Consider the following 26779-nt stretch of genomic DNA (forward strand, 5'->3'; position numbering starts at 1 on the left):
ACAAGGAATTATTTATGACAACCCAGAATCTTTCATTCGCACAACAAGTTAAAGAATTACAAAAACAATGGGACACCGACCCGCGCTGGAAAGGCGTTGAACGCCCCTACAGCGCCGAAGATGTCGTGCGCCTGCGCGGTAGCGTGCAGCCAGAATACACCTACGCCCGCAACGGTGCCGATAAACTCTGGCAGCTCATTCACGGTAAGGCACAGGAAAAGTTTGGCAAAGACTATGTTAACGCGCTAGGAGCCTTAACCGGTGGTCAGGCGGTACAGCAGGTTAAAGCCGGTTTACAGGCCATTTACCTTTCCGGTTGGCAGGTAGCGGCCGATAACAACTCGGCCTGCAGCATGTACCCGGACCAGTCACTTTACCCAGTCGACTCAGTACCAACGGTAGTTGAGCGCATTAACAACTCCTTTGCCCGTGCCGACCAGATTCAGTGGTCAAAAGGCGTTACGCCGGAAGACGATAATTACATTGATTACTTTGCCCCCATTGTTGCTGACGCGGAAGCGGGTTTTGGTGGCGTACTCAATGCCTACGAGCTAATGAAGCGCATGATCCAGTCCGGTGCTGCCGGCGTACATTTTGAAGACCAGTTGGCATCAGTAAAAAAATGCGGCCACATGGGCGGTAAAGTACTGGTACCCACACAGGAAGCCGTACAGAAGCTTTCAGCCGCGCGTTTAGCCGCGGATGTTGCCGGTACCCCGACATTGATAGTCGCCCGTACCGATGCTAACGCGGCTGACCTGCTAACGTCAGACTTTGACCCGAACGACAAGCCTTTCATTACCGGTGAGCGCACCGCTGAAGGTTTCTACCGGGTTAAGCCGGGCATTGAACAGGCCATTTCGCGCGGCTTAGCTTATGCTCCGTTTGCCGACCTTATTTGGTGTGAAACCGCTAAGCCCGATTTAGACGAAGCCCGTCAGTTTGCTGAGGCGGTTCACGCCAAGTATCCGGGCAAATTGCTGGCCTACAACTGTTCGCCGTCGTTTAACTGGAAACGCAACCTGGACGACGACACCATAGCTAAGTTCCAGCGTGAGCTTGCCGCAATGGGTTACAAGTTCCAGTTTATTACTTTGGCCGGTGTGCACAATATGTGGTACCACATGTTTGAACTGGCGCATGACTATGCGCGCAACGACATGTCTGCTTACGTTAAGCTGCAGCAGCAGGAATTTGAAGCGGCAGACAAAGGCTACACCTTTGTGGCGCACCAGCAGGAAGTTGGTACCGGTTACTTCGACGAACTCACCAACGTGATTCAGGGCGGGCTATCCTCAGTCACGGCGCTGAAAGGCTCGACCGAGGAAGACCAGTTTAAAACCTCCGCGTAAAGCGCAAGTCAGCATCATAAGGAAAGACATCCGTAAGCTCACCCTTGCGGATGTTTTTTTGTACGCGGCACCAGTAAGCCGGGTCAATCAATTCAGGATGACGCTTCAATAGCTTGTCGCGGTATTTCGCCTGCGGGACCGCAAACTGCGCCAGCTGTTGCGGAAAAACATCGTCCGGTGCGTAGGAAACCTCCCAGTCGTTTTCCGGCAAACGTCTGAAACTCATATCTGTTAAATACCGCACTTCGTCGTAGTCATAAAACACCACGCGTTTATGACGGGTAACACCAAAGTTTTTCAGCAGCATGTCACCGGGGAAAATATTCGCCGCCATCATTTCTTTTAACGCCCGGCCGTAGTCATCCATCGCTGCATCTATTTCTTCGTCATTGGCGTATTCCAAGTACAAATTCAGCGGCGTCATTCGGCGCTCAACAAACAACTGGTGAATGACCAAAGTTTCACCCTCTATCGAAATAGAATTGCTAATGGTTTGCTTAAATTCATCCAGCAAGTCGGCAGATATGCGCTTAAGCGGCAACGCCACATCGACAAACTCCAGTGTATCGGCCATGCGCCCTACCCGGTCATGCCGCTTAACCATACGGTAACGGTCGATAACCGTCTGCCGGCCAAACTCCTTGGTACCGCCCAACCGGTCTTTAATGACTTTAAATACATAAGGAAAAGACGGCAACGTAAACACCGTCATAACCATGCCTTTAACACCGGGGGCGGCGGACAGCTGGTCGTCTGTACGACGCAAATGGTGCAAGAACTCTCGGTAGAACTCGGTTTTGCCCTGCTTATGGAAACCCACCGACGAGTATAGCTCCGCGAGGGTTTTATGCGGCATTAAATCTTTTAAAAACCGCACTAAAGCAGAAGGCGCCTCGGTTTCGACCATAAAATACGAACGTGCAAAGCCAAAAATGGTCGCCATGCGGTCAGAGCGAGTAATAAAAGCATCCACGTAGAGCTTACCCTGCGAATTAATTAGCACCGGTACAATAAAAGGGTAATGGTTATTTTCAGTCACCACACGTCCGACAATATACGCGGCTTTATTTCGGTAAAACGGGGACTTCAAAACATCTATGCGCAGGTTGTGCGCTTCGATATCGGTTTCTGTTGCGCGCTCAAAGAACTTATCTCGCAGCTGTTCTATATCATTTTCAAAGCTTTCAAATTCACCACCCAGGCCAATATCCTCAAACACCCGGGTCAGTGTTCCCTCCAGCCCGTCAACCACCGGAAAGTAAGAGTGGCATTCGTTTTCCACCGGCACCGGAATATGATTCGCCAGAACGGTTTCCACAAAAATGTAGTCGTTATTAAAGTAGGCCCTATCGAAAACCCGACAAAACACCGAGTTGTAAAAGGTCTCGGCCAACTCAGCCTGCGGATGAAACTTCAGTAAGTGTTGGTAACGCTGCCGGGTTGCCCGCCACAGATTTTCATCGAGCTCAGTCCCCACGCGGCGCTCAACTTTTTCCGCCGTTGTCCCCACCTGATGGTCGTAATAATGAATACGCTCTGAAGCTGCTGACACAACCGCCTTCCAGTCACGTTGCAAGAAACGCTCGCGCGCGCCACGGGTCAGCGCCTGAAAGCGTCGGTAGTGACTATGAAAGCCGTCCAGAATACTTTTGGCCAGGGTCTCGGGGCTAATTGTCATGGTCTTTCATCCGCTAAACCGGTCACAACGACTCTCTACCTGAATCAAGTTAATCATCAATAATGACAGAAACAAGACTGGTGTTATACATTCACCCTATTTATAATTCTGATAAATTTTTTATATTCCACTTATTCTGGATAGTTATGAACACCATCAAAGACATTGACCTAAACCTGCTGGTTTACTTAGATGTGCTGCTGCGGGAGAAGAACGTAACCCGTGCCGCAGCTCAGCTTAATATCACCCAGCCCGCCATGAGTAACGGTTTAAAGCGTTTACGCAACCTGCTGAATGACCCTATTCTAGTTCGCACCAGCGAAGGTATGGTACCGACCCAACGCGCGCTGGACATGCAGGAAGCTCTGCGCGGCGTATTGTATTCGGTTGAAGAAATGATTCAGCCGGTGCGTGAGTTTGATGCGCCAACCAGTGACCAGGTGTTTCGTATTATGGCATCCGACTATGCCGCCTCAACGCTCATGCCGAAACTATTGGAAAAACTCGACGAGCAGGCGCCGAATGTCTCACTGGATATTATGACCCCCAGCGACATCAGTTTTCACGATGTCGAAAACGGCAAAGTGGATCTGGCCATTAACCGCTTTGAGCAACTGCCGCAGTCGTTTCATCAAAAGAACTTATGGAGCGACGAGTTTTCTTGCTTGATCCGCAAAGATCACCCATTGCTGGAAGACTACACTCTGGATAATTACTTAAAAGCGCAGCACGTCTGGGTGAGTAAAACCGGTTTTGGTGTGGGGGTGGGAATGGACCCGCACGATGTGCAAAAGTTGGGCTGGGTTGACGACGCTTTAGATAAACTGGGCAAACGCCGGAAAATTAAGGTGTTTACCCGTAATTATCATGTGGCTATGTATTTGGCTCGTCAGGGGCTGGTTGCTACCTTGCCAACGCGCGCAGCGGAACTGTATTCACAAGACAGTCAGTTAGTTATGAAAGCTCCGCCATTTGAAATACCGGGGTTAACTCTGACCATGATCTGGTCACCGCTATTACAGCACGATGCAGGCCACCGCTGGTTCCGACAAGTGGTCGCCGAAACAGCGGCAGCTTCCTAGCTTCCTTAATAAGGGCTTATTCTTCCCAGAAAAAGTCCTTACGTTTGAGTGGCTCCGGCAATAAGCGATCCATAGTTGTGGCGTCATACAGTACGCCATTAACCATGGTATGAGTCACTTTATCGGTATCACGGATGTTCTCCAGCGGGTTGCCATCAATAACGATAATATCCGCCAGTTTACCTTCTTCCAGAGAACCCAAAGCATGGTCCATGCCAAAGACTTTGGCCGGATCCAGCGTAGCCGTACGTAAGGCTTCCAGTGGTTCCATGCCGCCCTGCGCCATCATCCATATTTCCCAGTGCTGCGCTAAACCTTCACGCTGACCGTGGGCACCGGCAAGTACTTCAACACCTAAGTCCTGAAGTTCGGTAGCCACTTCCGCATTGTTAAAGTGGTTGTAATGGTTATGCGGCGCCTTTTCACGGCGCATCGCCTTGCCCACTAAAAACTCCATGGGTACATACTGAGTCAGCTTGGGATGCTTCCACACATCGGTTTCCGCATACCAGTAGTTTTCACCCCAGATACCACCGTAAGCCACACCCAGCGTTGGTGTATAAGCCACGTCACTCTGCTGCCATAACTGACGAATGTCATCATAGATATTGGCAACCGGCAACGAATGCTCCACCGTGGTGTGGCCGTCCATAATCATAGTTAAGTTGTGCTGCAATAAAGAGCCACCTTCCGGCACCACCATCATTTCCAGTTCGCGCCCGGCTTCAACCACTTGTTGACGCTGGTTACGACGTGGCTGATTGTAGCTTTTCACCGAGAAGGCACCGACTTTCTTCAAACGCTCTAAATGAAACTTCGCATCTTCCAGGCTATCCACATGTGAGGTGTAACCTGGCCCATTGGCGCCGTATAAAATAGTACCGGTTGAAAACAGTCTTGGCGCGGCAATTCTTCCCGCTTTCTGCAGCTCCGACGCGGCAAAAAACTCGGTCGTGTCGTTAGACGGATCGTGAATGGAGGTCACACCAAATGCCAGGTTCGCGTACTGCCCCCAGTTCTGCTGCGGGATAATTTCCGCCTGCCCCTGACTACCGTGCGCGTGTGCATCAAATAAACCAGGCATAACAGTCTTACCGCTGGTATCAATCACTTCTGCACCGGGAGGCACTTCAACCTCGGCTTCGGGGCCAACCGCCACAATTTTGTTATTACGAACCACCACAGTACCCTGCTCGTGAACCGTGTCGCCGTTCATGGTAATGACCTGGCCACCAACAAAGGCAACGGTGGTATCCGGTATCATAGCGTCATGTTCAAAACCGATGTTCTGGCCATTTTCTACTTTCAGGGTTTCGCTTTCGGTTCCGGCATTAAAAGCTTCAGCTACCGATGTATGATAAAGCTCCGGCCCTAATGTCCAGTAAAGCTGGTCACTGTTTGCGGTCCAGGACAAGTTTTCACCGGCGCGAACAGACAACTGATGCACTGGCATTTGTTTATCACCCGGACCAACATTAATAACACTGCCGCGCTCGACTAAAGGCGTCACAAACACTTTAAAACGTTCCGCAAAAGCCAGTTGCTTGCCGTCCGGAGACACACGGAACTCAGTTGCTAGTTCCGACTGATACAAATCGCGCTGCTCCAGCGTGCGTAAATCAATAGCACTAAAGGTTGGTTTATCGCCCGGTGTCATCAAATAAACCCGGTCGTTACGTGCGCCGTACTGAGGTAAATGCCCACTTTCGGCAATTTGCTCCGGTTCTGCATTGGCAGACGCCGCTATGCGATAAATACCATTTTCCAGACCAAACTTATCGGAAATTAAATAACCACCGCGTACTTTTCGGTAAACCACATGCTTACCGTCCGGGGAAAATGTCGGCTCAACAAAGTTACCCTGTCCGGTATTCAACACCTGCTCATCACCAGAACTGATATCGCGAACAATAACCTTTGCCTGCGCTTCGTCGTTCCAACGAACGAATACGACTTTTTCGCCGTCGCGTGAATACTGCGGATAGAGTTCAAAATCTTCGCTATTGGTTAAACGCTGCGGCTCACCATCTGACAACGAACGTTGATACAAGCTGCCCAAAGCTTCGTAAATCACCGCATCACCCTGAGGAGATACTTGCGCCATACGCAACATTTTCACGTCAAACTGGTCAGCTTCAACGTTTTGTTTAAAGCGCAACGCATGCTGTACTTTCTTCTCGGTTTCAACTTTAAACGGAATAATACGGGCGCTGCCGTCATCAATGTTCAGCTTCTGAATATGACCACCGGCCCAGAACACTAATTGCTTCGAATCTGGTGTCCAGTCCATGGTCGGGTAAACCCCATGAATGGCCCAGGTTTCCTGCATATCGCGTTCCATTTTCCCGTAAACCCGCTTGTGTTCACCGGTTTTCAAATCCAGCACATACAGTACGCTGTCAAAGTCTTCACGCTTAATGTAAGCCAGATAACGTCCGTCGGGTGACGGTGTTGGGCGGATCGCACCACCGGCACCGCTTATCAGCGTTTCAATCTCACCAGTTTCACGCTCAAAACGTTTTATGTCGTAAATACCTTCCAGCGAATCTTTACTGTAGTGAAAGGTTTTGCCCGGCGTGTCATCCTGGGAAAAATAGATGTATTTGCCGTCCGGCGAAAACGCCGGCTCGCCTAAATCCTTCTGGTCATTGGGGCGTTCGGTCAGTTGCACACCCGAGCCGCCGCTGCGGTGGTACATCCACACTTCGCCGGCCCCCAGGGAACGGCTGGCGGTAAAGTGCTTACGCGCAACCAGAAATTCGCTGTCAGGGCTCCAGGCGGGGCTGTTCAGCAAACGAAAAGTCTCTTCAGTAACAGCTCGCACGTTACTGCCATCGGCATCCATTACCCAGATGTTATCGCCACCGCCCTGATCAGAGGTAAAAGCAATGTAGCGTCCATTTGGCGAATAGACCGGCTGCATGTGCCAGGCTATACCGCCTATCAGTTTTTCAGCTTCACCGCCGCCAAAGGGCATACGGTAAATGTCCCCCAGTAAATCAAACACAATGTATTCACCGTCCGGGCTGACATCCACATTCATCCAGGTGCCGGAATTCACCGATATATCAATGGTTTTAAACTCACCCTGAGGGTTACTGACATCCCAGCCCTGGGTTTGTTCTTCTGCCATGCTTAACGGCGCAAAGCTTAATAACGATGCCACCGCTAAGGTTAGTGTTGTTCTTTTCATGGTATAGCCTCATTAAAAATGTCTTACCTTTGTAAGGAGTTAAGATCCAAATGTCCAGTAGCTAACGTTAAATGGTGAGGAAAGGTCGATTAATGGACTTTAGAAGTCAGTAAGTTATAGTGAGAAAATATTCAGATAACCGGATTGAATATGAACGATGCCTTAGAGAACATCCTCCTCGACGTCTCTAAATCGCCCGATATTGACGGTGGTGACTTAGAGAAAGCGTCTGAGCTTATATTAGCATCTGCTCTGAAGGGGTTGGATATTACCAGGGTCAGTATCTGGTTATTGCAATCGGACAAGCAAGCTATGAGTGCGGCTAAACTCATTGACGAGAGATCGCCAAACGCTGAAGTCCCGACACTTTATAAAAGCCAGTTACCTTCTTACTTTCAGGCGTTAGAATCCGAACGCACCATTATTGCCAACGATGCCCGCTGTCATCCTGCAACTATAGAGCTAACTAACGGCTATCTGGAAAAAACCGGCGTTTACGGCTTACTTGACGTTCCCTTACGCCATAAAGGCGAGATGATAGGCGTTATGTGCTGTGAAAGTCGAAGGGAAAACCGTATCTGGACATCCGCCGAAGTCGCTTTTGTTGGTATGCTGGCCGATATTTACGGCCGCGCTGTTAGTGCCGCTGAACGAGAACGGTTTGAGGCCCTGCTCATTCAACAAAATGAGCAGTTGGAAAGCATGGTAGAAGAACGTACTCAATCTCTGACCAAAGCGCTGGATAACTTTAAGCAGGCTCAGGAAAGGTTAATTGAAACGGAGAAAATGGCAGCATTAGGTAAACTAGTGGCCGGCGTTGCTCACGAGGTGAATACCCCGCTGGGCGTTTCAGTAACCGCCGTAACTCATTGCGAACATCGTCTGAAAAAACTGAATCAGAGTTTTACTGATGGTTCCATTTCACGAAAACATCTGCAGACATTTATCGACAATACGTTTGAAGCTTACCAGCTACTAAGTAGCAACCTTGAACGCGCCGCAACACTGATTCAGAACTTTAAAAAAACCGCTGTCGACCAGTCCAGTTTTGAGCTAGTAAAATGCCAACTCAACGATTATTTACACGCATTAGTTTTAAGCCTGAAACCCATGGTGAAAAAGAAAAAAGTCACTATTACTATTCATTGCAATGAAGATATTGTCCTGAACACCTATCAGGGGGCGCTGGCACAAATTGTGACGAATTTAGTCAGTAACACTAATGACCACGCCTTTGCCGAGCCCAACGAAAATCATCAAATTGAAATTCTGGCTGCAGAAGAAGATAACGGCGTACACTTCTCTTTTCGTGACAATGGCAAAGGCATGGACAACGAGACCACGAAAAATATTTTTGAGCCCTTTTTTACCACATCTCGCCAGACTGGCGGCTCCGGACTGGGCTTATCTATTGTTTATAATTTAGTAACACGGAAACTCAAAGGTCAGATATCTGTCCAATCAACGCCTGGCGAAGGCACTGAATTTTCTTTTTTCTTACCGAATTTACCTAAATAGGATGTCGTATGCTTAAAGCTCTGCAAAACTTTTTTCAAAACAATACTGCCGCTGAACAAGCCAGCCTGGATAAGGCAGATGGTATGACAGACAATGCATTCCTTTCACTGGTATTAATGACTGAAATTAGTCTTGCCGACGGTAAGTTGTCAGACGAGGAACGCCAGCACCTGTTACATGAACTCGAGCACGAGTATGGCATTACGGATGAACAAGCAGAAAACGCTATTAGAAAAGCCGTAAAAACAGTAAAAGAAGCCGCTTCGCTGTACGAATTTACCGCTCAGCTAAAAGCTCTCGCTTACGAAAAGCGCGTTGAGCTATTGGAAAGCTTATGGGTAGTTGCCTACGCTGATGACGAGCTTGACCCTTATGAGGAAAGCATGTTGCGCAAACTGGCTGACTTACTCTACATTGGTCACGCTGACTATATTCGAACCAAATTAAAAGTCATGGATTCCTAAGGTCGACGATTAAAAAACCGGTCAGCGGCCATTTTAATGGCCGCTTTCTCTCGCCGCTTCCATTTCACTTTCCAGACGAGCCGCTTCATCTGCACGCGGTTTTGTAAAACGCGCTAACCACAGATAAAGCACCGGAGTCAGGTAAAGCGTAAACAGAGTTGCCAGGCCTAAGCCACCGAATACAACCCAGCCAATTGAGTTACGTGCTTCAGCGCCCGCACCAGAAGACAGAATAAGTGGCAGTCCACCCAGAACCGTGGATACCAGTGTCATCATAATAGGCCGTAAACGTATCAATGAAGCTTCTTCTATCGCCTCCCTAACCTCGAGTCCCCGGTCCCGCAACTGGTCAGCAAACTCAACCAGCAATACAGAGTTTTTCGCCAGCAAACCAATCAGCATCACCAATCCAATTTGAGAATATATGTTCATGGAAGTGCCCGTCAGGAATAAGGCGTAAATAGCTGCGGCAATACCAAAAGGCACAGTCAGCATAACAACCACAGCACTGTTAAATGACTCAAACTGAGCAGCGAGTACTAGCAAGACAATCAGGAACGCCAGAATATAAGTCATAGCAATTTCCTGCGAGGTGTCTTCAAATGTTGCGGCTTCCCCTAAAAAGACGAGTCCCATACTATCCGGCAAAACTTCTCCGGCTATAGTACGCAACTGGTCAACAACTTCTGACATAGTCTGATCGTTGGGCAACTGCACATCTACTTCTATCGCCCGCCGCTGTGCCTGACGCTCAAGCTCTGCTGACACGCCCTCTTCAACAATTTCGGAAACGCTTGAAATAGGAACCAGCTCACCGCTACTGGACGATACATAAAGGTTCTGCATGTCCTGCGGCGACTGAATTAAATTATTACGGGTGCGCAGCATCACTGGAATTTGCTGGTCTCCTACGTTTAAGTCGGCTACGTCATCGCCGTTAATGGCAGCACGTAAAGTTGCGGATATATCATTTAATGATACCCCCAGCTCCGCGGCACGACGACGGTCAATTTTAACCCTCAACTGCGGCTGCGTCGGTTGATAGGACACATTAATGTTACCCAAATCGGGCATACGTTCTTTAATAATGGCGGTAAATTCACGAGCAACCTTAAAGATCTCGTCATAATTTTCCCCGGTAATTGCCATCTCCAGGCCGCCCCCCTGACCTCGCAAGTTCAGGCTATTGTCACCAAAGGCCTGTCCGGGTGCACCCGGAACCTGGCTTAACGGCTCCCGGATATTATTAATAATCTCCTGTTGGCTAATATCTCGTTCTTCCCAGGGTTTGAGGTTTGCTGTAATAAAAACCAGGTTCGGGTCCCATTGGCCCACCACCGTATAAATTGATTCAATATCGCCGCTTTCTTTGTACTCCAGCAAAATTTCTTCCAGTTTTCGTGCCTGGCGATCCATAAACTTCAGACCCACACCGTCAGGTCCACGCGAAAATACCCGAACCGCACCACGGTCTTCATTGGGCATAAGCTCGCTGTCAATTTCATTGTAAAGCAGCGCACCGCCGCCAGCAGATAACAAAGACAAAACCACCACAACCCAGCTAAAATCCAGGGCTTTGTGCAACGTTCGTTTATAGAAGCGTTTAAAGGCATTGCCGATTCCTGCAAACCGATTATTCTGCCCGGCTGATTTAGGCAGACGAGCAGTAAAAGCTGGCACCAAAGACAAGGCAACAAAAGATGAAATAACCACAGCCGCGGCAAGCACCCCGCCAAACTCACGGAATAAACGCCCAGCGGTTGAAGGTAAAAACGCAATCGGCACAAACACTGCAACCAACACCGCCGTCGTTGCCACTACCGCAAAAAATACTTCGCGGGTGGCTAATACGGCAGCAGCACGGCTACCAAGCCCCATGCTACGGCGTCGTTGAATATTCTCGGTAACCACAATGGCATCATCAACTATCAGACCTGTTGCCAACACCAAAGCCAGCAAGGTCAGAATATTAATGGAAAAGCCCATCAACCAAATAGCAGCAATAGCGCCGAACAACGCAACAGGAATAGAGAATGCCGGAATAATAGTCGCACGGAATGAACCAATGAATACCCACAAGGTTGCGACAACCAAAACAATGGTAATGGCAAGGGTCGTCACCACTTCAGCTACTGACTTGCGAATAAATTGCGCATCGTCATTGGTAATACGCATTTCCATGTCAGGAAAACGCTCGCGCAGACGTTCAAGTACCGCTAATGCCTGATCAGAAATCTCAATAGTATTGGAACCAGCCTGGCGTATAACACCAAGACCAACAACCGGTTTGCCGTCCAGACGAACAAAGCTGTTCGCGTCTGCAGGCGCAAAATATGCTTGTGCAACATCTCCAATACGGGTGTCACCACTAACGATAATATTCTCAACCTGATCCTCGGTAATCGCAGTGGCATCAGCTCTTACAATGAGTCGTTGATCAGTTGAACGCAAACTACCGGCGGGCACATCAAAAGGCGCTAAACGCAGGGCGTCAGCTACGTCCGTTACAGATAAGCCAAAGCTCACCAATTTAAGAGGGTCAAGGTCAACGCGTAATACTCGTTCCCGGTCACCATTTAACCGGACATCCGCTACTCCGTTAATTGCCAGAAATTCAGGCGACAAATCGGTTTCCAGCCGGCGAGTCAGCTCTTCCTGAGTCAAACTGTCGCTGCTAACTGCAATATCCAGCACCGAGCGCGCATCGCTGTCAGCTTTTTGCACGTTAATTTGTTCGACGTCATCGGGTAATTCCCGACGTACCTGATTAACCGCCTCACGGACTTCCGCTGCCACCACGTCTAAGTCAACTCCGGGACGGAATTCAATTGAAATACGCGCGCTATTTTCTTCACTCGAAGACTGGATAGATTCCACACCGGAAACACGAGCTGCCGCACCTTCCAGAATACTGGTCACTTCTGCGTCCACCGTTTCCGGTGCGCCGCCCGGAAGCGTTGCACTAACGCCGACAACGGGCCGGTCGACATCCGGTAACTCCCGCACTTCTACGCCCATTAGCGCGGCCAAGCCTGCAATAGCGATAAGAACGTTTAATACGACAATCAGTACCGGACGGCGAATTGATACCGAAGGTAAATCGTTAGAATCCGGATGATTATTCAGTTGTTGATCTGACATTATTCAACGGCCTCTTGCGTATCGAGCGTTGCCCGATCAAAAGTCACAGGCTGACCCTCACGCAAACTTTGTACCCCTTCAACTATCAGTAAATCATCGCGTTGAATATCGCCTGAAACTAATACCCGTCCTGCTAAGCGCTGCTCTATCTGGACATCAATACGGTGTGCTTTACCTTCTTCAACAACCCAGACAAAAGGGTTATTAACGCCCCAGGATAAAGCCGCTTCAGGTACTGAAGCGAACTCTTCACCGGCAAGCTCTATAGCCGTTCTAAAACTCGTTCCCGGCAGGAAGTCGTCGCTGTCGTTACTAATTTTTGCACGAGCTCTGTACATACGACTGGTAGCGTTAATGCGTGAATCCAGCTCAACAATTTCAGCTGTCACCGGCGTACCAGAATAGCGCCAGGGCTCCACTTTTAGTTCTGCACCGTCCTGCAACAATGAGACCGCCGCTTCAGGAATACGAAAATCAATTAATAAAGTAGAGCGATCATCTAAGGTCGCAATTGCGGTTTCTTGATCAATGCGGTCACCAACTTCAACGTCAGTAATACCAATAATTCCGGTAAAAGGCGCACGGATAAAACGGTCTTCCAACTCAATTTTGGCGTTTTCCAGTTCAACCCGGGCTAAATCTCTTAATAAAATAGCGTTGTCCAGCTCCGACTGAGGAACAGCTCCCTGCTCACGGCTCGAACGTAAACGCTCTACCGTACGTTCTGCATCGCGCAGGTTAATTTGCGCTTGCTCTACGGCTACTTTCTGACGACGGGCATCTAATTCAACTAACAGTTCGCCTTTTTCAACTTTGTCGCCAGGCGTAAAGTTTACCGCAACCACTCTGTCACCAACGGCTGGGTAAATGGTAATGGAGCGCACAGCTTCAGCCGTACCAACTGCTTCTACCCGGTTACGTTCGCGTTCAAAGGTGACAGGCTCTGCAATCACCAGCGCTTCGCGTGATCCAAATTGTTGTGCCTGACTATCTGCACTTGGCAGTGACAACAAAAGAACAAAGGAAATGAGTAAAAACTTCATAACAGTCAAATGGCGCTCCAAAAAAACTGCAGCCACGGAGGCTGCAGTTATTACTAGTCAATTTGCGGTTAAGCAGTATCGCGAAAATTATTCTTTAATCGCAAAGCTACCTTGCATAATCGCTGAGTGGCCTGGGAAGGTGCAGAAGAATTTATAATCAGTGTCTGCACTCATACCTTCTGTTGAAAACGTCACTGACGTTTGTTCACCACCACCAACAACATCCGTTGCAGCAATTACGGCATCAGAATCTGGCACATAGTTGTTATCCATACCTGCTGACATACCTTGTTGTACAACAGACTGCATGTCGCCAGCTTCACTCAGTACCCAGTTATGACCCATAACTTTTTTATCCAGTTTACCTGTGTGATGCAGGGTTACTGTTACTTCGTCACAGCTAGCTGGTACGGACATCTCTTTTGTATCAAATCTCATGTTGTCATTGCTATCTATGGAGAGTTCACATTCGTTCGCCTGCGCGGCGTTTGCGACAAACAGCATAGAACCCAGTAGTGCGGAAATTATGTAACGCATTGCAATACCTCTTCGGTTAGTATGAAATGATTCCTTTCTTATATACGTGATATCTCGCATTGAGATTACTTTAACGAGAATTTATATGACGAAACTTCCTTTTTCGCCGCAATCACTCCTTGCTCAGGGTGGTAGTCACTCTGACAACGAAAGTGGAGTAATTATCCCTCCAGTATACACATCAACAACTTATCTGCGTGATGACGACAATCAATATCGTAGCGGTCGGGTGTATTCAAGGGCTGACAATCCCACTTATCGCCCCGCGGAAAAGCTGTTGGCAGAGTTAGAAAATGCGGCAGATGCACGGCTGTTCGCCTCGGGCATGGCCGCCGCTACCGCTGTTTTTCAGGCGTTAAAGCCCGGCGACTCGGTCATTGCTCCCAAAGTGATGTACTGGGCTTTGCGTAAATGGCTACAAACTTTCGGTGTCGATAGCGGACTGGATGTTCGGTTTGTGGATACCATAAATTTAAATGCATTACGCGACGCTATTGCTGAAAAAAAACCTACGCTTATTTGGCTGGAAACGCCGGGAAACCCTCTGTGGACAGTTACTGATATTGCCGCCGTAGCTGATATGGCTCGCAATTGCGGAGCTCTGCTCGCGGTAGACTCCACAGTAGCAACGCCCCTGCTGACCAAGCCGTTGGATCTTGGTGCCGATATTGTTATGCACTCCGCCACCAAATACCTAAACGGCCACTCCGATGTCATTTCAGGCGCACTGGCTGCTCGTGAGGATAACGCATTCTGGCAGCGCTTAGTCGCCATTCGTGCTCAGTCCGGAGCCGTTCCGGGGCCACAGGACGCAGCACAACTCTTGCGCGGCATGCGCACGTTATTTTTAAGAGTACGGGAAAGTTGTCAAAGTGCATTATATATTGCAGAGCAACTAGAGCAGCACCCGCAGGTTAGTGAAGTATTGTATCCCGGCCTGAAAAGCTTTGCCGATCATGAAGTAGCCGTTAAGCAAATGCAGGGTGGCTTCGGCGGTATGCTGTCTATTCGTTTAGCCGGTGGCGAGAAAGCAGCGATTGCGGTTGCGGCTAAAACTCAGCTCTGGCACCGCGCTACGTCATTAGGTGGCGTAGAAAGCCTGATTGAGCATCGCGCCAGCATTGAAGGGCCGGACACACCGGTGCCGCTGGATTTATTACGTTTATCGGTAGGTATTGAAAACGCCGACGACCTGCTGAGCGATTTACAGCAAGCCATCGACTTAGCTCATACTTAAATGCTAACCCGTTTATAGAAACGGTATTCCGGTTTCCAGAAGTTGTTGTCGATGCGCTCTCGCAGCGTATCGTCATCAATTTCCAGTGCCAAACCTTCCTTCTGAGCCACTTTACCAACCGCAAAAGCAATGTCTTTACTTAACTGAGTTAAGTCGTTAAAGGCCGGCAACAAGGCCTCACCTTTACCATTTGCGCTGGGCGACGCATTGGCCAGTGTCTTACTTGCCACACGCAGCATTTCATCACTAACCCGCTCAGATTTAACCGCCAGTACCCCAAGACCAATACCCGGGAAGATATAGCTGTTGTTGCACTGCGCTATTGGGTAAATACGGCCGTCATACTCTACTTCTCCAAACGGGCTGCCGGTTGCCACAATAGCCCGTCCCTCACTCCATTTAAGTACATCTGTAGGGTGCGCTTCTACATGTTTGGAAGGGTTGCTCAGTGGAAAAATAATGGGCCGTTCGACATTTTTTGCCATGGTCGAAACAACTTGCTCAGTAAAGAGCCCGGCCTGACCAGACACGCCAATTAAAATATCAGGCTCAGCACAATGCATAACGTCCAGCAGCGACGGATACTCACCACTGTATTCCCAGGCGCTTAAATCGCTGGTTTTCTGTGCCAGAGCCTCCTGGAAGTCACGCAAACCGCCCATGGTATCCATAACCAAACCAAAGCGATCTACCATGAAAATTTGTTTCTTCGCCTGTTCTTCGGTTAAGCCCTCGGCAGTCATCTGAATCATAATCTGTTCTGCAATACCACAGCCCGCAGAGCCGGCACCAACAAACACTACTTTTTGTTCGCTAAGCTTTTTACCTTTTTGACGGCAGGCTGCCAGCAAGGTGCCCACAGTCACAGACGCGGTACCTTGAATGTCGTCATTAAAGCAGCAAACTTCATCGCGATAACGACGCAACAACGGCATGGCATTAGGTTGAGCAAAGTCCTCAAACTGCAGCATCACGCCCGGCCAGCGTCTGGTCACCGCTTTTATAAATTTGTCGAGGAACTCATCATATTCGTCCTGTTCAATACGCTTATGGCGGGCTCCCATATACATGGGGTCTTTCAGGAGCTTTTCGTTATTGGTACCAACGTCCAGCATCACCGGCAGCGTATACGCCGGGCTAATGCCGCCGCAAGCGGTGTACAGCGACAGCTTCCCAATAGGAATACCCATGCCACCAATACCCTGATCACCTAAGCCCAGAATGCGTTCACCGTCGGTAACAACAATGACCTTAACCTTCTGCTTCGTCGCATTGCGCAGAATATCGTCTATCTGATCCCGTTCAGAATAGGAAATAAACAAACCGCGTGAGCTACGGTAAATGTCTGAGAACTTCTCACAGGCATCCCCCACAGTCGGGGTGTAGATAATCGGCATCATCTCTTCCAGATGATCCGTTAATAAACGATAGAACAGGGTTTCGTTGTTGTCCTGAATAGCGCGCAGGTAAATATGCTTGTTAATGGGCGTTTCAAAGCTCCGGTACTGCATGTAAGCCCGTTCGGCCTGCTCTTCAATGCTCTCATAACGAGGCGGCAACAAACCCGTCAGGTTAAACGCGGCACGCTCTTCCTTGCTGAAGGCACTGCCCTTGTTCAGTAACGGGGTTTCCAACAAATTAGGGCCAGAATACGGAATATAAAGCGGACGCTGCGTCTGCGGCATAACTACAAACTCCTGAAAGCAAAAGTAATACGAATATCATAACATCAACGCCACACCGGTTGCTATTGGGGTAGCCTGACATTTATGTCAGGTGGGGTGTCGAGGAAAACGCGAGTGCTGAGGTTAGCAGTGGGACTTTGGAAGACGCCCGTGAATACATCCCTGTAGGGCTTGAGCAGCGCCATCCATGGCGCTGCACACATACAAAGCCCCACCGCTAACCTTTTAGCGCACTCGCTATCCCACATTTTCATCTGGCACAAATACCTTAGATCGGAAGTTAATCCCAGGGACAGGCTTTGGTGGCAAAAGGCGATAAAGGAAAGAACTCGTGGCTTGAGGAGTGTCGAAGGCCATGGATGGCCTTCGTCAAGCGTTCATGGATGAACTTGTAGCGTCTCCTCAAGCCACGAGTTCTTTTCTCAGCCGAATTGCCGGCAAAGCGTGTTCCCGAGACTACAGCTTCAGGCCCCAGCGGGTGGCGGTGCGTTTAACGGCTTCGACGTTTTCGGTGGCTATGATGTGCAGTGGCGTGGTGTCAAACTGGGCGCTTAAGTCCAGGTGTTGTTTCAGCCAGGCCAGCATGGCTTCGCCGGAATGGATGGTTTTGGCACCGTTAAAATACGCAGAAATGCTCTCGGCAATCAATGGGAAATGGGTACAACCCAGCAGCACCACATCGGGCTTTTCAAGCTTGCTGAAATAATGCTTAAAGGTTTCCTGCAGTATCGGCCCGTCGTAGAGCTCTTCTTCGACAATAGGCACAAACAACGGCGTGGCCATAGCGTTTACCTGGTTGTAACCTAAAGCCTGTATCTGCTGCTGATAAGCACCGGAGTTTATCGTCGATCGGGTGGCTATAACTAACACCCGGGCGCTGGTATCAATGCCCTGCAGTTGTTCCAACGCCATGACACCGGGTTCCAGCACGCCGTACACCGGTTTATTAGAGAACTTCTGCATTTGCTCAAGTGCAGTCACACTCACAGTGTTACAGGCCACTACCAGACAATCCACATCGGCGCCGTTAAAAAACTCTACCGCTTCCAGCGCATAACGCGTAACAGTATTGCTGTCCTTGCTACCGTATGGCACGCGAGCGGTGTCTCCGTAATACAGCAGTTCGCTGAAACAACCACTTTGTTGCAGCGAGCGAGCCACGGTTAAACCACCGACACCGCTATCAAAAACTCCGACTTTCATGTCCGTTTATTCCTTGCAGTTTACTTTTCCAAATTTACAGTTTTAAGGCGCAGCGCGTTAGTTATCACGAAGACACTGGACAATGCCATGGCACCCGCTGCCAGCATGGGTGACAACAAAATACCGAAAAACGGATACAACACACCCGCTGCGACTGGTATCAGCGCGGTATTATAGGCAAAAGCCCAGAATAAATTCTGGCGAATGTTGCGCATGGTGGCTTCAGACAACGCAAAGGCCTGTTGCACAACAGTCAGGTTGTCCGACATTAGCACCACATCGGCGGACTCAATGGCCACATCCGTACCAGTGCCAATAGCAAAGCCAACATCTGCGGAGGCTAAAGCCGGCGCATCATTTATGCCGTCACCCACAAAAATCACCTGCCCCCACTCTTTTTTCAAACGCTTAACCGCGTCAACCTTGCCATCGGGTTTTACATTAGCAACCACTTCATCAATACCCAGTTCTTTTGCAATACGTTTTGCAGTAGACTCAGCGTCACCGGTTACCATGGCAGTTTTCAGACCGTCGGCGTGCAGGCGCTTAATCAATTCTTTGGCGCTGGGTTTTATCGGGTCATCCTGAGTAAATACTGCCGCCAGCTTGCCATCTATAGCTACGTAAATTGGCGTGCGACCGTTTTCTGCCCAGTTTTTAGCTTCATTAGGCTCGGTATGTAACTCAGTATTGTTGTCCCTCATCAGCTCGCTGGTACCAATATAAAGCGTTTTACCATCCACTTTCCCCGTAGCACCCAAACCTGAAATAGCCTCAAAGGTATCCGGTTCAGAGACTTTTAAGTCCTGATCTTTGGCGTAATTCACCAAGGCTTCGGCAGTAGGATGCTCGGACTTAGCTTCAACCGAAGCCGCCAATGTCAGCACCTCTTTTTCGTCAAATCCGCTTAGGGTAATCCACTCTGTAATAGTCGGCTTGCCTTCGGTCAGCGTACCTGTTTTATCAAAGATAACGCCTTTGGATTGTTGCAATGCTTGCAAGGCACTGCCCTGACGAAACAGCACTCCCATTTCCGCACCTCGCCCGGTGCCCACCATAATTGAGGTTGGCGTCGCCAGACCCATGGCACAAGGGCAGGCAATAATCAGAACCGCAACGGCATTAACCAATGCAAAAGTAAGCGCTGACTCACTAGCCGCAAAGTACCACACCACAAAGGTCAGTAAGGCCGCCAGCATCACCGCAGGTACAAACCACAAGGTAATACGGTTAACGGTGTCCTGAATCGGCAATTTACTGCCCTGCGCCTGCTCAACCATACGGATGATCTGCGCCAGCACGGTTCCCTCGCCGGTAGCCGTTACTTTAAAACGCAACGTGCCTTTTTCGTTCAGCGTTCCACCAACCACTTTGTCTTCTTTTTGCTTATGCACCGGTTCTGCTTCACCGGTTATCATAGCCTCATTGACATAACTGTCGCCGGAAGACACTTCGCCATCCAGGGCAATACGCTCACCCGGGCGTACTTCAATTTCGTCCCCCTTGCCCAGCTCGGCAATATCGACTTCCGTCACTTCGCCGTCACGCACCACTCGTGCGGTTTTGCTTTGTAGACTCATTAAACGCTGAATAGCATCGGAGGTGTGGCTTTTAGCCCGTGCTTCCATAAAGCGCCCGGCCAGAATCAAGGTGACAATAACCGCCGAGGCCTCAAAGTAAACATTCACTGACTCGCTCGGTAACCAGGCTGGAAAAGCCGTTGCCACCACCGAATAGCCCCAGGCCGCTGTAGCGCCCAATGCCACCAAAGAGTTCATGTCAGGGGCGCCCCGGAATAGCGCAGGAACACCCAGCTTATAAAAACGCGCGCCAGGAACCGCCAATACCAGGGTAGTAAGCACTAACTGTATCCACCAGCTGGTTTGTAAACCCAGTGAGTTATGTACCCACTCGGAAAACACCGGCACCATATGGTTACCCATGGCCAGTATAAACACCGGCAACGTCAGCAAAGTCGATAGCCATAACTGGCCTTTTAATGTCCGCATCTCCTTTGCCTGTTGCTCACGCTGTTCGCGCATTTGCTTATCACGGTCGAGCACTTCATGGGCATCGTAGCCAGCACTTTTCACGGCCTGAACTAAATCATCCACCGACAGCTTTTCAGAATAAGTCACTTCAGCACTGTCCGACGCCAGGTTTACCGAAGCATCTTCAACGCCGTCTAAGCCATTTAATGCCTTGTCGACACGACTGGCGCACGAGCCACAGCTCATGCCTTCCACACTTAAACGAACAGATTTACTCATTACTGCCTCCGTCGGCTTCTGCCGGTTTAAGCCACAATAGCAACCAGAACACCACCAGTTGTGCTATGCCAATGTAACGCTGTATCGCGCCGCGTACTTCTGCCAATTCGGGGTTAATCATTAACACAAAACCTAAGGCAATAATCACCGACAGAAGAACAAAAGCACAGCGCACCGGCCAGGTCGTTTTTGGAGTAAAGGTCAGTAAAAATGCACCCAGAGCAAAGCCAAAGTAACTGACCATACTAATAATATTGTGTAGTGCCTGAGAGCTGGAGCCATCCGTCGGGCAGCCTAAATCGCAAGGTGCCAGTGCCGCGCCGAGGTAAGCGACAGGATAGAAAAATAGTAGGCTCCAGCCAATATGGCTAATGCCTTTAACGCGTAAATGCGGGCGCGCAGTTAATAGCACACCGAAAGAAACCATCGCCAGCGGAATAAAGCCGACCCAGCCAAAAGCTCCAGCGGCGGTGCTGCCGGTCGCGTTAATTTCGCTTATATACTGACTTACATGAGAAAAGTCGTCTTTTACCCAAGTGGCTACCAATTGCAGACCAATCCAAAATAAGGTCAGAATAATTAACTGCGGCATAACGGGAGAGCTTTTCGTCGGTGTGTTTTCCATGTAGCCTCCTCGGCTGTATTAATGTGATAATCTTTCACTACAGTGTAAACCAAGATGGGAACAGATTGTGAATATTCAAGTGCTTGGCTGCAGCGGCGGACTCAGTGGCGACAATAAAGGCGGATCCACCTGCATTCAGCTCAATCATAACATTCTGATTGACGCCGGCACCGGTCTGAATCAACTCAGCCTGGCACAAATGCACCGGGTTCGGCATGTGTTTTTAACCCATTCGCATATGGACCATATTGCCGCTTTGCCCACCTTTTTAAGCAACCAATACGGAAGTGAGCACTTACCTGTTACGGTTTACGCACAGCCTCATACGCTGGAAAAGCTGCAAAACAATATTTTTAACGGCGATATCTGGCCTGAGCTGAGCAGCGTGACAGAAGGGCCTGAAGCACTATTGAAGTTTGAAGAGATTCATCCCGGTCAGAGCATAGAGCTTCAAGGCATGGAAATTAAAGCTTTTGCTGTAGAGCACAGCGTGCCCACAGTGGGTTACAGCGTAAAAAGCCAGGGCAGGCATTTTGTTTTTACCGCCGATACCATTGCTGGCAAGCAACTGACCGAACAGCTTAACCGCTTAGGCCATATAGACACCTTAATGCTGGAGTGCTCTTTTCCTGACGAATTACTCCCGGTTGCGGAAAAAACCAAACACATGACTCCAGGCTTGCTGCAAAGCGCTCTGAATAGTCTGGAACAACAACCCACTGAGCTTTGGATAACCCACCTGAAACCCAGCAACGAAAAAGCCCTCCGCGAGACCTTACAAGCCAACCCACCGCATAAAAACACGGTGGTGTTATAACCGGATATTTGTGGTTTCGTCACCTGATCTATGTGGTTTGTAGCCTGACATTTATGTCAGGTGGGGTATCGTTCCTGACGTAAACGTCAGGCTACAGAAACATTAAACACCTACACTACTTCACCTCCTTCGCCTACATCCCCACATTCGCTGCTTCTGCTAATTTACCCATCTTATTTGCTAAAGTGTATTTTAAAAACTACAATGAGCTTATCAGTATATGAATCAAATAAATTTCACCAATGGTTGTCAGGTATAAAAAATCAAACAATCAAAGGCCGAATTATTTCGCATATTAATAGGTTAATAGAAGGAAGTTCCTGCGACGTAAAGCCTATTGGACATGGCCTAAGCGAATTACGAATGCATTTTGGCTCCGGCTATAGAGTTTATTTCTATGAAGATCAGGGTGTACTCATTTTGTTACTCGCCGGAGGCGATAAGAAAAGCCAAAGAAGGGACATTAAAAAAGCACACTTACTTTACGAATATTGGAGCATTAACAATGGCAACAACTTTCAGCAAATTTGACGCAGCTTCCTATTTAGAGGATGCAGAATCTGTCGCGGCTTTCGTTGCCGATGCGCTGGAAACAGAAGACGCAGGCTACATTGCCAATGCTATTGGCATCGCGGCAAGAACAAAAGGTATGACAGAATTAGCACAAAAAACAGGGCTGTCCAGAGAACAGCTATACCGCTCATTCAGCGACAAAGGCAACCCAACCCTTAAAAGTGTACTGGCTGTTACTAAAGCACTAGGCATAAAAATAACAGCCAGCACGTAACCTGATGCATGTGGTTTGTAGCCTGACATTTATGTCAGGTGAGATATCGTTCCTGACGTAAACGTCAGGCTACATCCCGCAACCCAGCCGGTTAGCCGAATTGCGGTTTGCGCCGGGCGCGTTACCCGAGGTGCTTACGGGCGTTGCGGAACATGCGCATCCACGGGCTGTCTTCGCCCCATTCATCCGGGTGCCAGCTGTTGGCTACGGTGCGGAACACACGCTCAGGGTGTGGCATCATCGCGGTCACACGACCGTCGTCGCTGGTTACCGCGGTAATCCCTTTCGGTGAACCATTGGGGTTAGCCGGATACTGCTCAGCTACTTCGCCCCAGTTATCAATGTAACGCAGCGCTACCTGGCCACCTTGCTCCAACTGCGACTGTTGCTGAGGGTTAGCAAACTCAGCGCGGCCTTCACCATGAGACACCGCAATAGGCATACGAGAACCCGCCATGTCACCTAAGAAAATAGACTTAGACTCCTGCACTTCCACCAGACTAAAGCGCGCTTCAAAGCGCTCGCTGCGGTTGGTCACAAAACGCGGCCAGTGCTCGGTTCCCGGAATTAGCTGCTTCAGAGTAGACAACATCTGACAACCATTACACACACCCAGCGCCAGCGTATCGTTACGCTTAAAAAAGGCTTCAAACTGCTCGCGCGCACGGTCGTTAAATAAAATAGACTTAGCCCAGCCTTCACCGGCACCTAAAACGTCACCGTAAGAGAAGCCACCACAAGCTGCCAGTGCCTGCATGTCTTCCAGCGACACACGGCCCGCCAGAATGTCGCTCATGTGAACATCGACCGCTTCAAAACCGGCACGGTCAAAGGCTGCCGCCATTTCGTAATGCGAGTTCACGCCCTGCTCACGCAGAATTGCCACTTTCGGCGCAACACCTTTAGCAATGTACGGCGCTGCAATATCTTCAGAAGGATCGAAGGTTAAATCTGCCAGTAAGCCCGGGTTATCAGCGCGCTGTTTCAGACGGAATTCTTCGTCAGCACACACCGGGTTGTCACGCAGACGCTGCATGTGGTGCGTAGTTTCCGCCCACACGGTGCGCCAGTGCGTGCGGCTCTGCGCTAATACATTCTGTTCATCACGGGTAAAGACAATGGCATCGTCATGCGTCGGCTCACCAATGCGCTTAACGCAGTCACCTAAACCCGCCGCTTTGTAAGCGTCCATCACTTTTTGGTACTGTTCATCGCTCACCTGAATAACCGCACCCAGTTCTTCGTTAAACAAGGCGGCTAAATTGTCTTCGCCTAAATCGTCCAGTGCCACTTTCGCGCCACAGTTTCCGGCAAATGCCATTTCCGCTACAGTGGTGAATAACCCGCCGTCAGAACGGTCGTGGTAGGCCAATAAACGCCCTTCGGTTACCAACTGCTGAGTAGTATTAAAGAAGGCTTTAAAGGCTTCAGTGTCGTCTAAATCTGGCGTATGTTGCCCCAGTTGCTGATATACCTGCGCCAGTGCTGAACCACCTAAACGGTTCTGACCTTTACCTAAATCAATAAGTACCAGGTGCGACTGGCCTTTGTCGGTGCGCAATTGCGGCGTTAAAGTTGCACGAATGTCGTTCACCCGGCCAAACGCGGTAATCACCAGACTCATTGGCGCTGTCACGGCTTTGTCTTCACCGTCTTCCTGCCACTGAGTTTTCATCGACATGGAATCTTTACCCACCGGAATGGTAATACCCAGTTCCGGGCACAGCTCTTCACCAACGGCTTTAACGGCCTCATACAAACCGGCGTCTTCACCCGGATGGCCAGCTGCGCACATCCAGTTGGCCGATAGTTTAATACGTTTTAAATCGCCAATGTCAGCAGCGGCAATATTAGTCAGGGACTCTGCCACCGCCATGCGTGCCGAAGCGCCAAAGTTCAGTAGCGCCAGCGGCGTACGCTCACCCATAGCCATGGCTTCACCATGGTAGCTGTCATAACTGGACGCGGTTACCGCAACGTCAGCCACCGGTATCTGCCACGGACCAACCATTTGGTCACGGGCAACCAGACCGGTAACGCTGCGGTCACCAATGGTAATTAAGAAGGTTTTCTCGGCAATAGCCGGTAAGCGCAGTAAGCGATCAGCCGCGTCGTTCAAATCAGCGGCTTCCAAATGCAATGGTGTACCTTCCGCCTGCAATCGGGCCACGTCGCGATGCATTTTCGGCGGTTTGCCTAACAGCACGTCCAGCGACAAATCAATTGGCTGATTCGAGAACTTGGCGTCGTTCAGTAAAATAGTAAGCTCTTCAGTGGCTTCACCAATCACCGCGTATTCTGCACGCTCGCGCTCACACAAGGACTCAAAGCGCTCCATGTTTTCTGGTGCAATAGCAATAACGTAACGTTCCTGCGACTCGTTGCACCAAATTTCCAGCGGTGTCATGCCGGGCTCATCGTTCGGTATCTCGCGCAGCTCAAATCGACCACCACGACCACCGTCACTAACCAGTTCCGGCATCGCATTCGACAAACCGCCAGCGCCCACGTCGTGAATAAAGGCAATGGGGTTATCAGCACCAAGCTGCCAGCAACGGTCAATCACTTCCTGACAACGGCGTTCCATTTCTGGGTTTTCACGCTGAACCGAGGCAAAGTCTAAATCTTCGGTCGACTCGCCCGACGCCATAGACGATGCTGCGCCGCCACCTAAACCAATGTTCATTGCCGGACCGCCTAAAACGACGAGCTTAGCACCAACCGGAATATCACCTTTTTGCACATGGGCTTCACGAATGTTACCCAAACCGCCGGCAATCATAATTGGCTTATGGTAACCGCGGGTTTCGCGCCCATTGTGGCTGTCGACCGTTTGCTCGTAGGTACGAAAATAACCGGTCAGAGCCGGGCGACCAAATTCATTATTAAAGGCTGCGCCGCCTAATGGGCCTTCCAGCATAATATCCAGCGCAGAAACAATACGCGCAGGTTTGCCGTAGTTCTCTTCCCACGGCTGCTTAAAGCCGGGAATGTTCAGGTTAGAAACGCTGAAGCCCACCAGGCCGGCTTTGGGTTTAGAACCCACACCTGTAGCACCTTCATCGCGAATTTCACCGCCGGAGCCGGTTGCAGCCCCCGGGTATGGAGAAATTGCCGTTGGGTGGTTATGAGTTTCCACTTTCATCAGAATATGCACTGGCTCGTGGCTGTAGCCATAGCTCATGCTGTCCGGTTGCGGGTAGAAACGCCCGGCTTCATGGCCTTCCATAACAGCGGCATTGTCTTTATAAGCCGACAACACATAGTCAGGTGTGGTTTCAAAGGTGTTCTTAATCATTTTGAACAGCGACTTGGGCTGTTCCGCACCGTCTATGGTCCAGTCGGCGTTAAAAATCTTGTGACGACAGTGCTCAGAGTTTGCCTGGGCAAACATATAAAGCTCAATGTCGTTTGGGTTGCGATCCAGTTTACGGAAGTTTTCTACCAGGTAATCAATTTCGTCGTCAGCAAGCGCCAGACCCAGACTAATATTGGCCTGCGCCAGCGCTTCACGACCGCCAGCCAGAATGTCTACCGAAGACAATGGCTGCGGTTCCTGTGAGCGGAATAGCTGCTGCGCGTCGTTCATATCGTACAACACGCTTTCGGTCATACGGTCGTGCAATAAGGCTGCCGCCTGCTTCAGTTCTTCAGCCGACAAATCACCCTGCAGATAGAAAGCCACACCGCGCTCAACCCGGTGAATGCTTTTCAAGCCACAGTTATGCGCAATATCGGTGGCCTTCGAAGCCCAGGGGGAAATAGTACCAATGCGAGGGGTTACCAGTACCAGAGCACCTTGAGGCTCGTGTGCCGGCATTTCAGGGCCGTACTTCAGTAGTTGTACCAGCACTGAACGGTGTTCGTCGCTAAGTTCATTATGCAAATCAACAAAGTGCTGATACTCAGCATAAAGCTCTTTGACAGGAATTCCTGCCTGTTTCAGTTGTTCAAGTTGCTTCGTTGTTTTGAAGGCTGATAAGGCAGGTGCACCGCGGTAGATTTCCACAAGCAAGGTCTCCAAAGCTGGGCGATTTTTGCTGGCAGATTATACAGTAGCCTGACATTCATGTCAGGTACAATATCGAACCTGGCGTTTGTCGCCTGATGTTCACATCAGGTGAGAGAGCCGATGACGCATATGTAG

Annotated in this window: 18 protein-coding genes; 8 read left to right on the forward strand and 10 right to left on the reverse strand. The window is 49.7% G+C overall.

Going from position 1 to position 26779, the window contains the following annotated elements; translation table 11 throughout:
• The first annotated feature begins 14 nt into the window (after nucleotides 1-14).
• Complete coding sequence (aceA, locus tag NJR55_RS02735) at nucleotides 15-1352, forward strand: isocitrate lyase (protein WP_253617618.1); 1338 nt, start codon at nucleotides 15-17, stop codon at nucleotides 1350-1352.
• On the opposite strand, the gene aceK is transcribed toward aceA, so the two are convergent.
• Nucleotides 1336-3030 (reverse strand): bifunctional isocitrate dehydrogenase kinase/phosphatase, encoded by a 1695-nt coding sequence (gene aceK, locus NJR55_RS02740; protein ID WP_253617620.1) that lies wholly within the window; start codon nucleotides 3028-3030, stop codon nucleotides 1336-1338. The genes aceA and aceK overlap by 17 nt on opposite strands.
• A 146-nt stretch (nucleotides 3031-3176) precedes the next feature.
• Between aceK and NJR55_RS02745 the strand changes: the two genes are divergently transcribed.
• Nucleotides 3177-4112 (forward strand): LysR family transcriptional regulator, encoded by a 936-nt coding sequence (locus NJR55_RS02745; protein WP_054490537.1) that lies wholly within the window; start codon nucleotides 3177-3179, stop codon nucleotides 4110-4112.
• 16 nt (nucleotides 4113-4128) lie between these two features.
• On the opposite strand, the gene NJR55_RS02750 is transcribed toward NJR55_RS02745, so the two are convergent.
• Nucleotides 4129-7305, reverse strand: coding sequence for an amidohydrolase family protein (locus tag NJR55_RS02750; protein ID WP_253617622.1), 3177 nt, complete (start codon nucleotides 7303-7305; stop codon nucleotides 4129-4131).
• 150 nt (nucleotides 7306-7455) lie between these two features.
• On the opposite strand from NJR55_RS02750, the gene NJR55_RS02755 reads away from it, so the two are divergent.
• Entirely contained in the window at nucleotides 7456-8823 is a 1368-nt protein-coding gene (locus tag NJR55_RS02755) for a sensor histidine kinase (protein ID WP_253617624.1), read from the forward strand.
• 8 nt (nucleotides 8824-8831) lie between these two features.
• Entirely contained in the window at nucleotides 8832-9287 is a 456-nt protein-coding gene (locus NJR55_RS02760; RefSeq protein ID WP_253617626.1) for a tellurite resistance TerB family protein, read from the forward strand.
• A 33-nt stretch (nucleotides 9288-9320) separates the two neighbouring features.
• Here NJR55_RS02760 and NJR55_RS02765 read toward each other — a convergent pair whose 3' ends face one another.
• From NJR55_RS02765 to azu, 3 genes are all read right to left on the reverse strand, one after another.
• Entirely contained in the window at nucleotides 9321-12428 is a 3108-nt protein-coding gene (locus NJR55_RS02765; RefSeq protein WP_253617628.1) for an efflux RND transporter permease subunit, read from the reverse strand.
• On the reverse strand, nucleotides 12428-13471 hold the full coding sequence (locus NJR55_RS02770; protein WP_253617629.1) for an efflux RND transporter periplasmic adaptor subunit: 1044 nt from the start codon (nucleotides 13469-13471) through the stop codon (nucleotides 12428-12430). Before NJR55_RS02770 ends, NJR55_RS02765 begins: the two co-directional genes overlap by 1 nt.
• 87 nt (nucleotides 13472-13558) lie before the next feature.
• The gene (gene azu, locus NJR55_RS02775; protein WP_114981932.1) at nucleotides 13559-14008 is read right to left on the reverse strand and encodes an azurin; all 450 of its coding nucleotides are present in this window, start codon (nucleotides 14006-14008) and stop codon (nucleotides 13559-13561) included.
• 85 nt (nucleotides 14009-14093) lie between these two features.
• Here azu and NJR55_RS02780 point away from each other — a divergent pair, with 85 nt between their 5' ends.
• On the forward strand, nucleotides 14094-15245 hold the full coding sequence (locus NJR55_RS02780) for a trans-sulfuration enzyme family protein (protein ID WP_253617631.1): 1152 nt from the start codon (nucleotides 14094-14096) through the stop codon (nucleotides 15243-15245).
• On the opposite strand, the gene NJR55_RS02785 is transcribed toward NJR55_RS02780, so the two are convergent.
• The 4 genes from NJR55_RS02785 to NJR55_RS02800 form a co-directional block, all read right to left on the reverse strand.
• Nucleotides 15242-16930, reverse strand: coding sequence for an NAD-dependent malic enzyme (locus tag NJR55_RS02785; RefSeq protein WP_253617634.1), 1689 nt, complete (start codon nucleotides 16928-16930; stop codon nucleotides 15242-15244). The two genes, NJR55_RS02780 and NJR55_RS02785, sit on opposite strands and share 4 nt — an antisense overlap.
• A 456-nt stretch (nucleotides 16931-17386) precedes the next feature.
• Complete coding sequence (murI, locus tag NJR55_RS02790; protein WP_253617636.1) at nucleotides 17387-18133, reverse strand: glutamate racemase; 747 nt, start codon at nucleotides 18131-18133, stop codon at nucleotides 17387-17389.
• A 20-nt stretch (nucleotides 18134-18153) separates the two neighbouring features.
• Nucleotides 18154-20403: a heavy metal translocating P-type ATPase gene (locus tag NJR55_RS02795; RefSeq protein WP_253617638.1), complete on the reverse strand. Its 2250-nt coding sequence runs from the start codon at nucleotides 20401-20403 to the stop codon at nucleotides 18154-18156.
• Nucleotides 20396-21028: a DUF998 domain-containing protein gene (locus NJR55_RS02800; protein WP_253617640.1), complete on the reverse strand. Its 633-nt coding sequence runs from the start codon at nucleotides 21026-21028 to the stop codon at nucleotides 20396-20398. Before NJR55_RS02800 ends, NJR55_RS02795 begins: the two co-directional genes overlap by 8 nt.
• A 67-nt stretch (nucleotides 21029-21095) precedes the next feature.
• Here NJR55_RS02800 and NJR55_RS02805 point away from each other — a divergent pair, with 67 nt between their 5' ends.
• From NJR55_RS02805 to NJR55_RS02815, 3 genes are all read left to right on the forward strand, one after another.
• Nucleotides 21096-21845, forward strand: a complete 750-nt coding sequence (locus tag NJR55_RS02805; RefSeq protein WP_253617642.1) for a 3',5'-cyclic-nucleotide phosphodiesterase — start codon at nucleotides 21096-21098, stop codon at nucleotides 21843-21845.
• Between the two features lie 204 nt (nucleotides 21846-22049).
• On the forward strand, nucleotides 22050-22376 hold the full coding sequence (locus NJR55_RS02810) for a type II toxin-antitoxin system RelE/ParE family toxin (RefSeq protein ID WP_253617644.1): 327 nt from the start codon (nucleotides 22050-22052) through the stop codon (nucleotides 22374-22376).
• Entirely contained in the window at nucleotides 22351-22632 is a 282-nt protein-coding gene (locus tag NJR55_RS02815) for an addiction module antidote protein (protein WP_253617646.1), read from the forward strand. Before NJR55_RS02810 ends, NJR55_RS02815 begins: the two co-directional genes overlap by 26 nt.
• 121 nt (nucleotides 22633-22753) lie before the next feature.
• On the opposite strand, the gene purL is transcribed toward NJR55_RS02815, so the two are convergent.
• Nucleotides 22754-26641: a phosphoribosylformylglycinamidine synthase gene (gene purL / locus NJR55_RS02820; protein WP_253617648.1), complete on the reverse strand. Its 3888-nt coding sequence runs from the start codon at nucleotides 26639-26641 to the stop codon at nucleotides 22754-22756.
• Nucleotides 26642-26779: the final 138 nt, after the last annotated feature.

Source organism: Idiomarina rhizosphaerae, assembly GCF_024159085.1.
Taxonomy (GTDB): Bacteria; Pseudomonadota; Gammaproteobacteria; order Enterobacterales; family Alteromonadaceae; genus Idiomarina; species Idiomarina rhizosphaerae.

Bases quoted from the DNA above. Each gene is read 5' to 3' on its own strand.
- NJR55_RS02800 (WP_253617640.1), bottom strand. From the start codon at position 21,028: ATGGAAAACACACCGACGAAAAGCTCTCCCGTTATGCCGCAGTTAATT.
- NJR55_RS02815 (WP_253617646.1), top strand. From the start codon at position 22,351: ATGGCAACAACTTTCAGCAAATTTGACGCAGCTTCCTATTTAGAGGAT.
- NJR55_RS02770 (WP_253617629.1), bottom strand. From the start codon at position 13,471: ATGAAGTTTTTACTCATTTCCTTTGTTCTTTTGTTGTCACTGCCAAGT.
- NJR55_RS02765 (WP_253617628.1), bottom strand. From the start codon at position 12,428: ATGTCAGATCAACAACTGAATAATCATCCGGATTCTAACGATTTACCT.
- murI (WP_253617636.1), bottom strand. From the start codon at position 18,133: ATGAAAGTCGGAGTTTTTGATAGCGGTGTCGGTGGTTTAACCGTGGCT.
- azu (WP_114981932.1), bottom strand. From the start codon at position 14,008: ATGCGTTACATAATTTCCGCACTACTGGGTTCTATGCTGTTTGTCGCA.
- NJR55_RS02750 (WP_253617622.1), bottom strand. From the start codon at position 7,305: ATGAAAAGAACAACACTAACCTTAGCGGTGGCATCGTTATTAAGCTTT.
- NJR55_RS02785 (WP_253617634.1), bottom strand. From the start codon at position 16,930: ATGCCGCAGACGCAGCGTCCGCTTTATATTCCGTATTCTGGCCCTAAT.
- NJR55_RS02780 (WP_253617631.1), top strand. From the start codon at position 14,094: ATGACGAAACTTCCTTTTTCGCCGCAATCACTCCTTGCTCAGGGTGGT.
- NJR55_RS02755 (WP_253617624.1), top strand. From the start codon at position 7,456: ATGAACGATGCCTTAGAGAACATCCTCCTCGACGTCTCTAAATCGCCC.
- aceK (WP_253617620.1), bottom strand. From the start codon at position 3,030: ATGACAATTAGCCCCGAGACCCTGGCCAAAAGTATTCTGGACGGCTTT.
- NJR55_RS02745 (WP_054490537.1), top strand. From the start codon at position 3,177: ATGAACACCATCAAAGACATTGACCTAAACCTGCTGGTTTACTTAGAT.
- NJR55_RS02760 (WP_253617626.1), top strand. From the start codon at position 8,832: ATGCTTAAAGCTCTGCAAAACTTTTTTCAAAACAATACTGCCGCTGAA.
- NJR55_RS02795 (WP_253617638.1), bottom strand. From the start codon at position 20,403: ATGAGTAAATCTGTTCGTTTAAGTGTGGAAGGCATGAGCTGTGGCTCG.
- NJR55_RS02810 (WP_253617644.1), top strand. From the start codon at position 22,050: ATGAGCTTATCAGTATATGAATCAAATAAATTTCACCAATGGTTGTCA.
- aceA (WP_253617618.1), top strand. From the start codon at position 15: ATGACAACCCAGAATCTTTCATTCGCACAACAAGTTAAAGAATTACAA.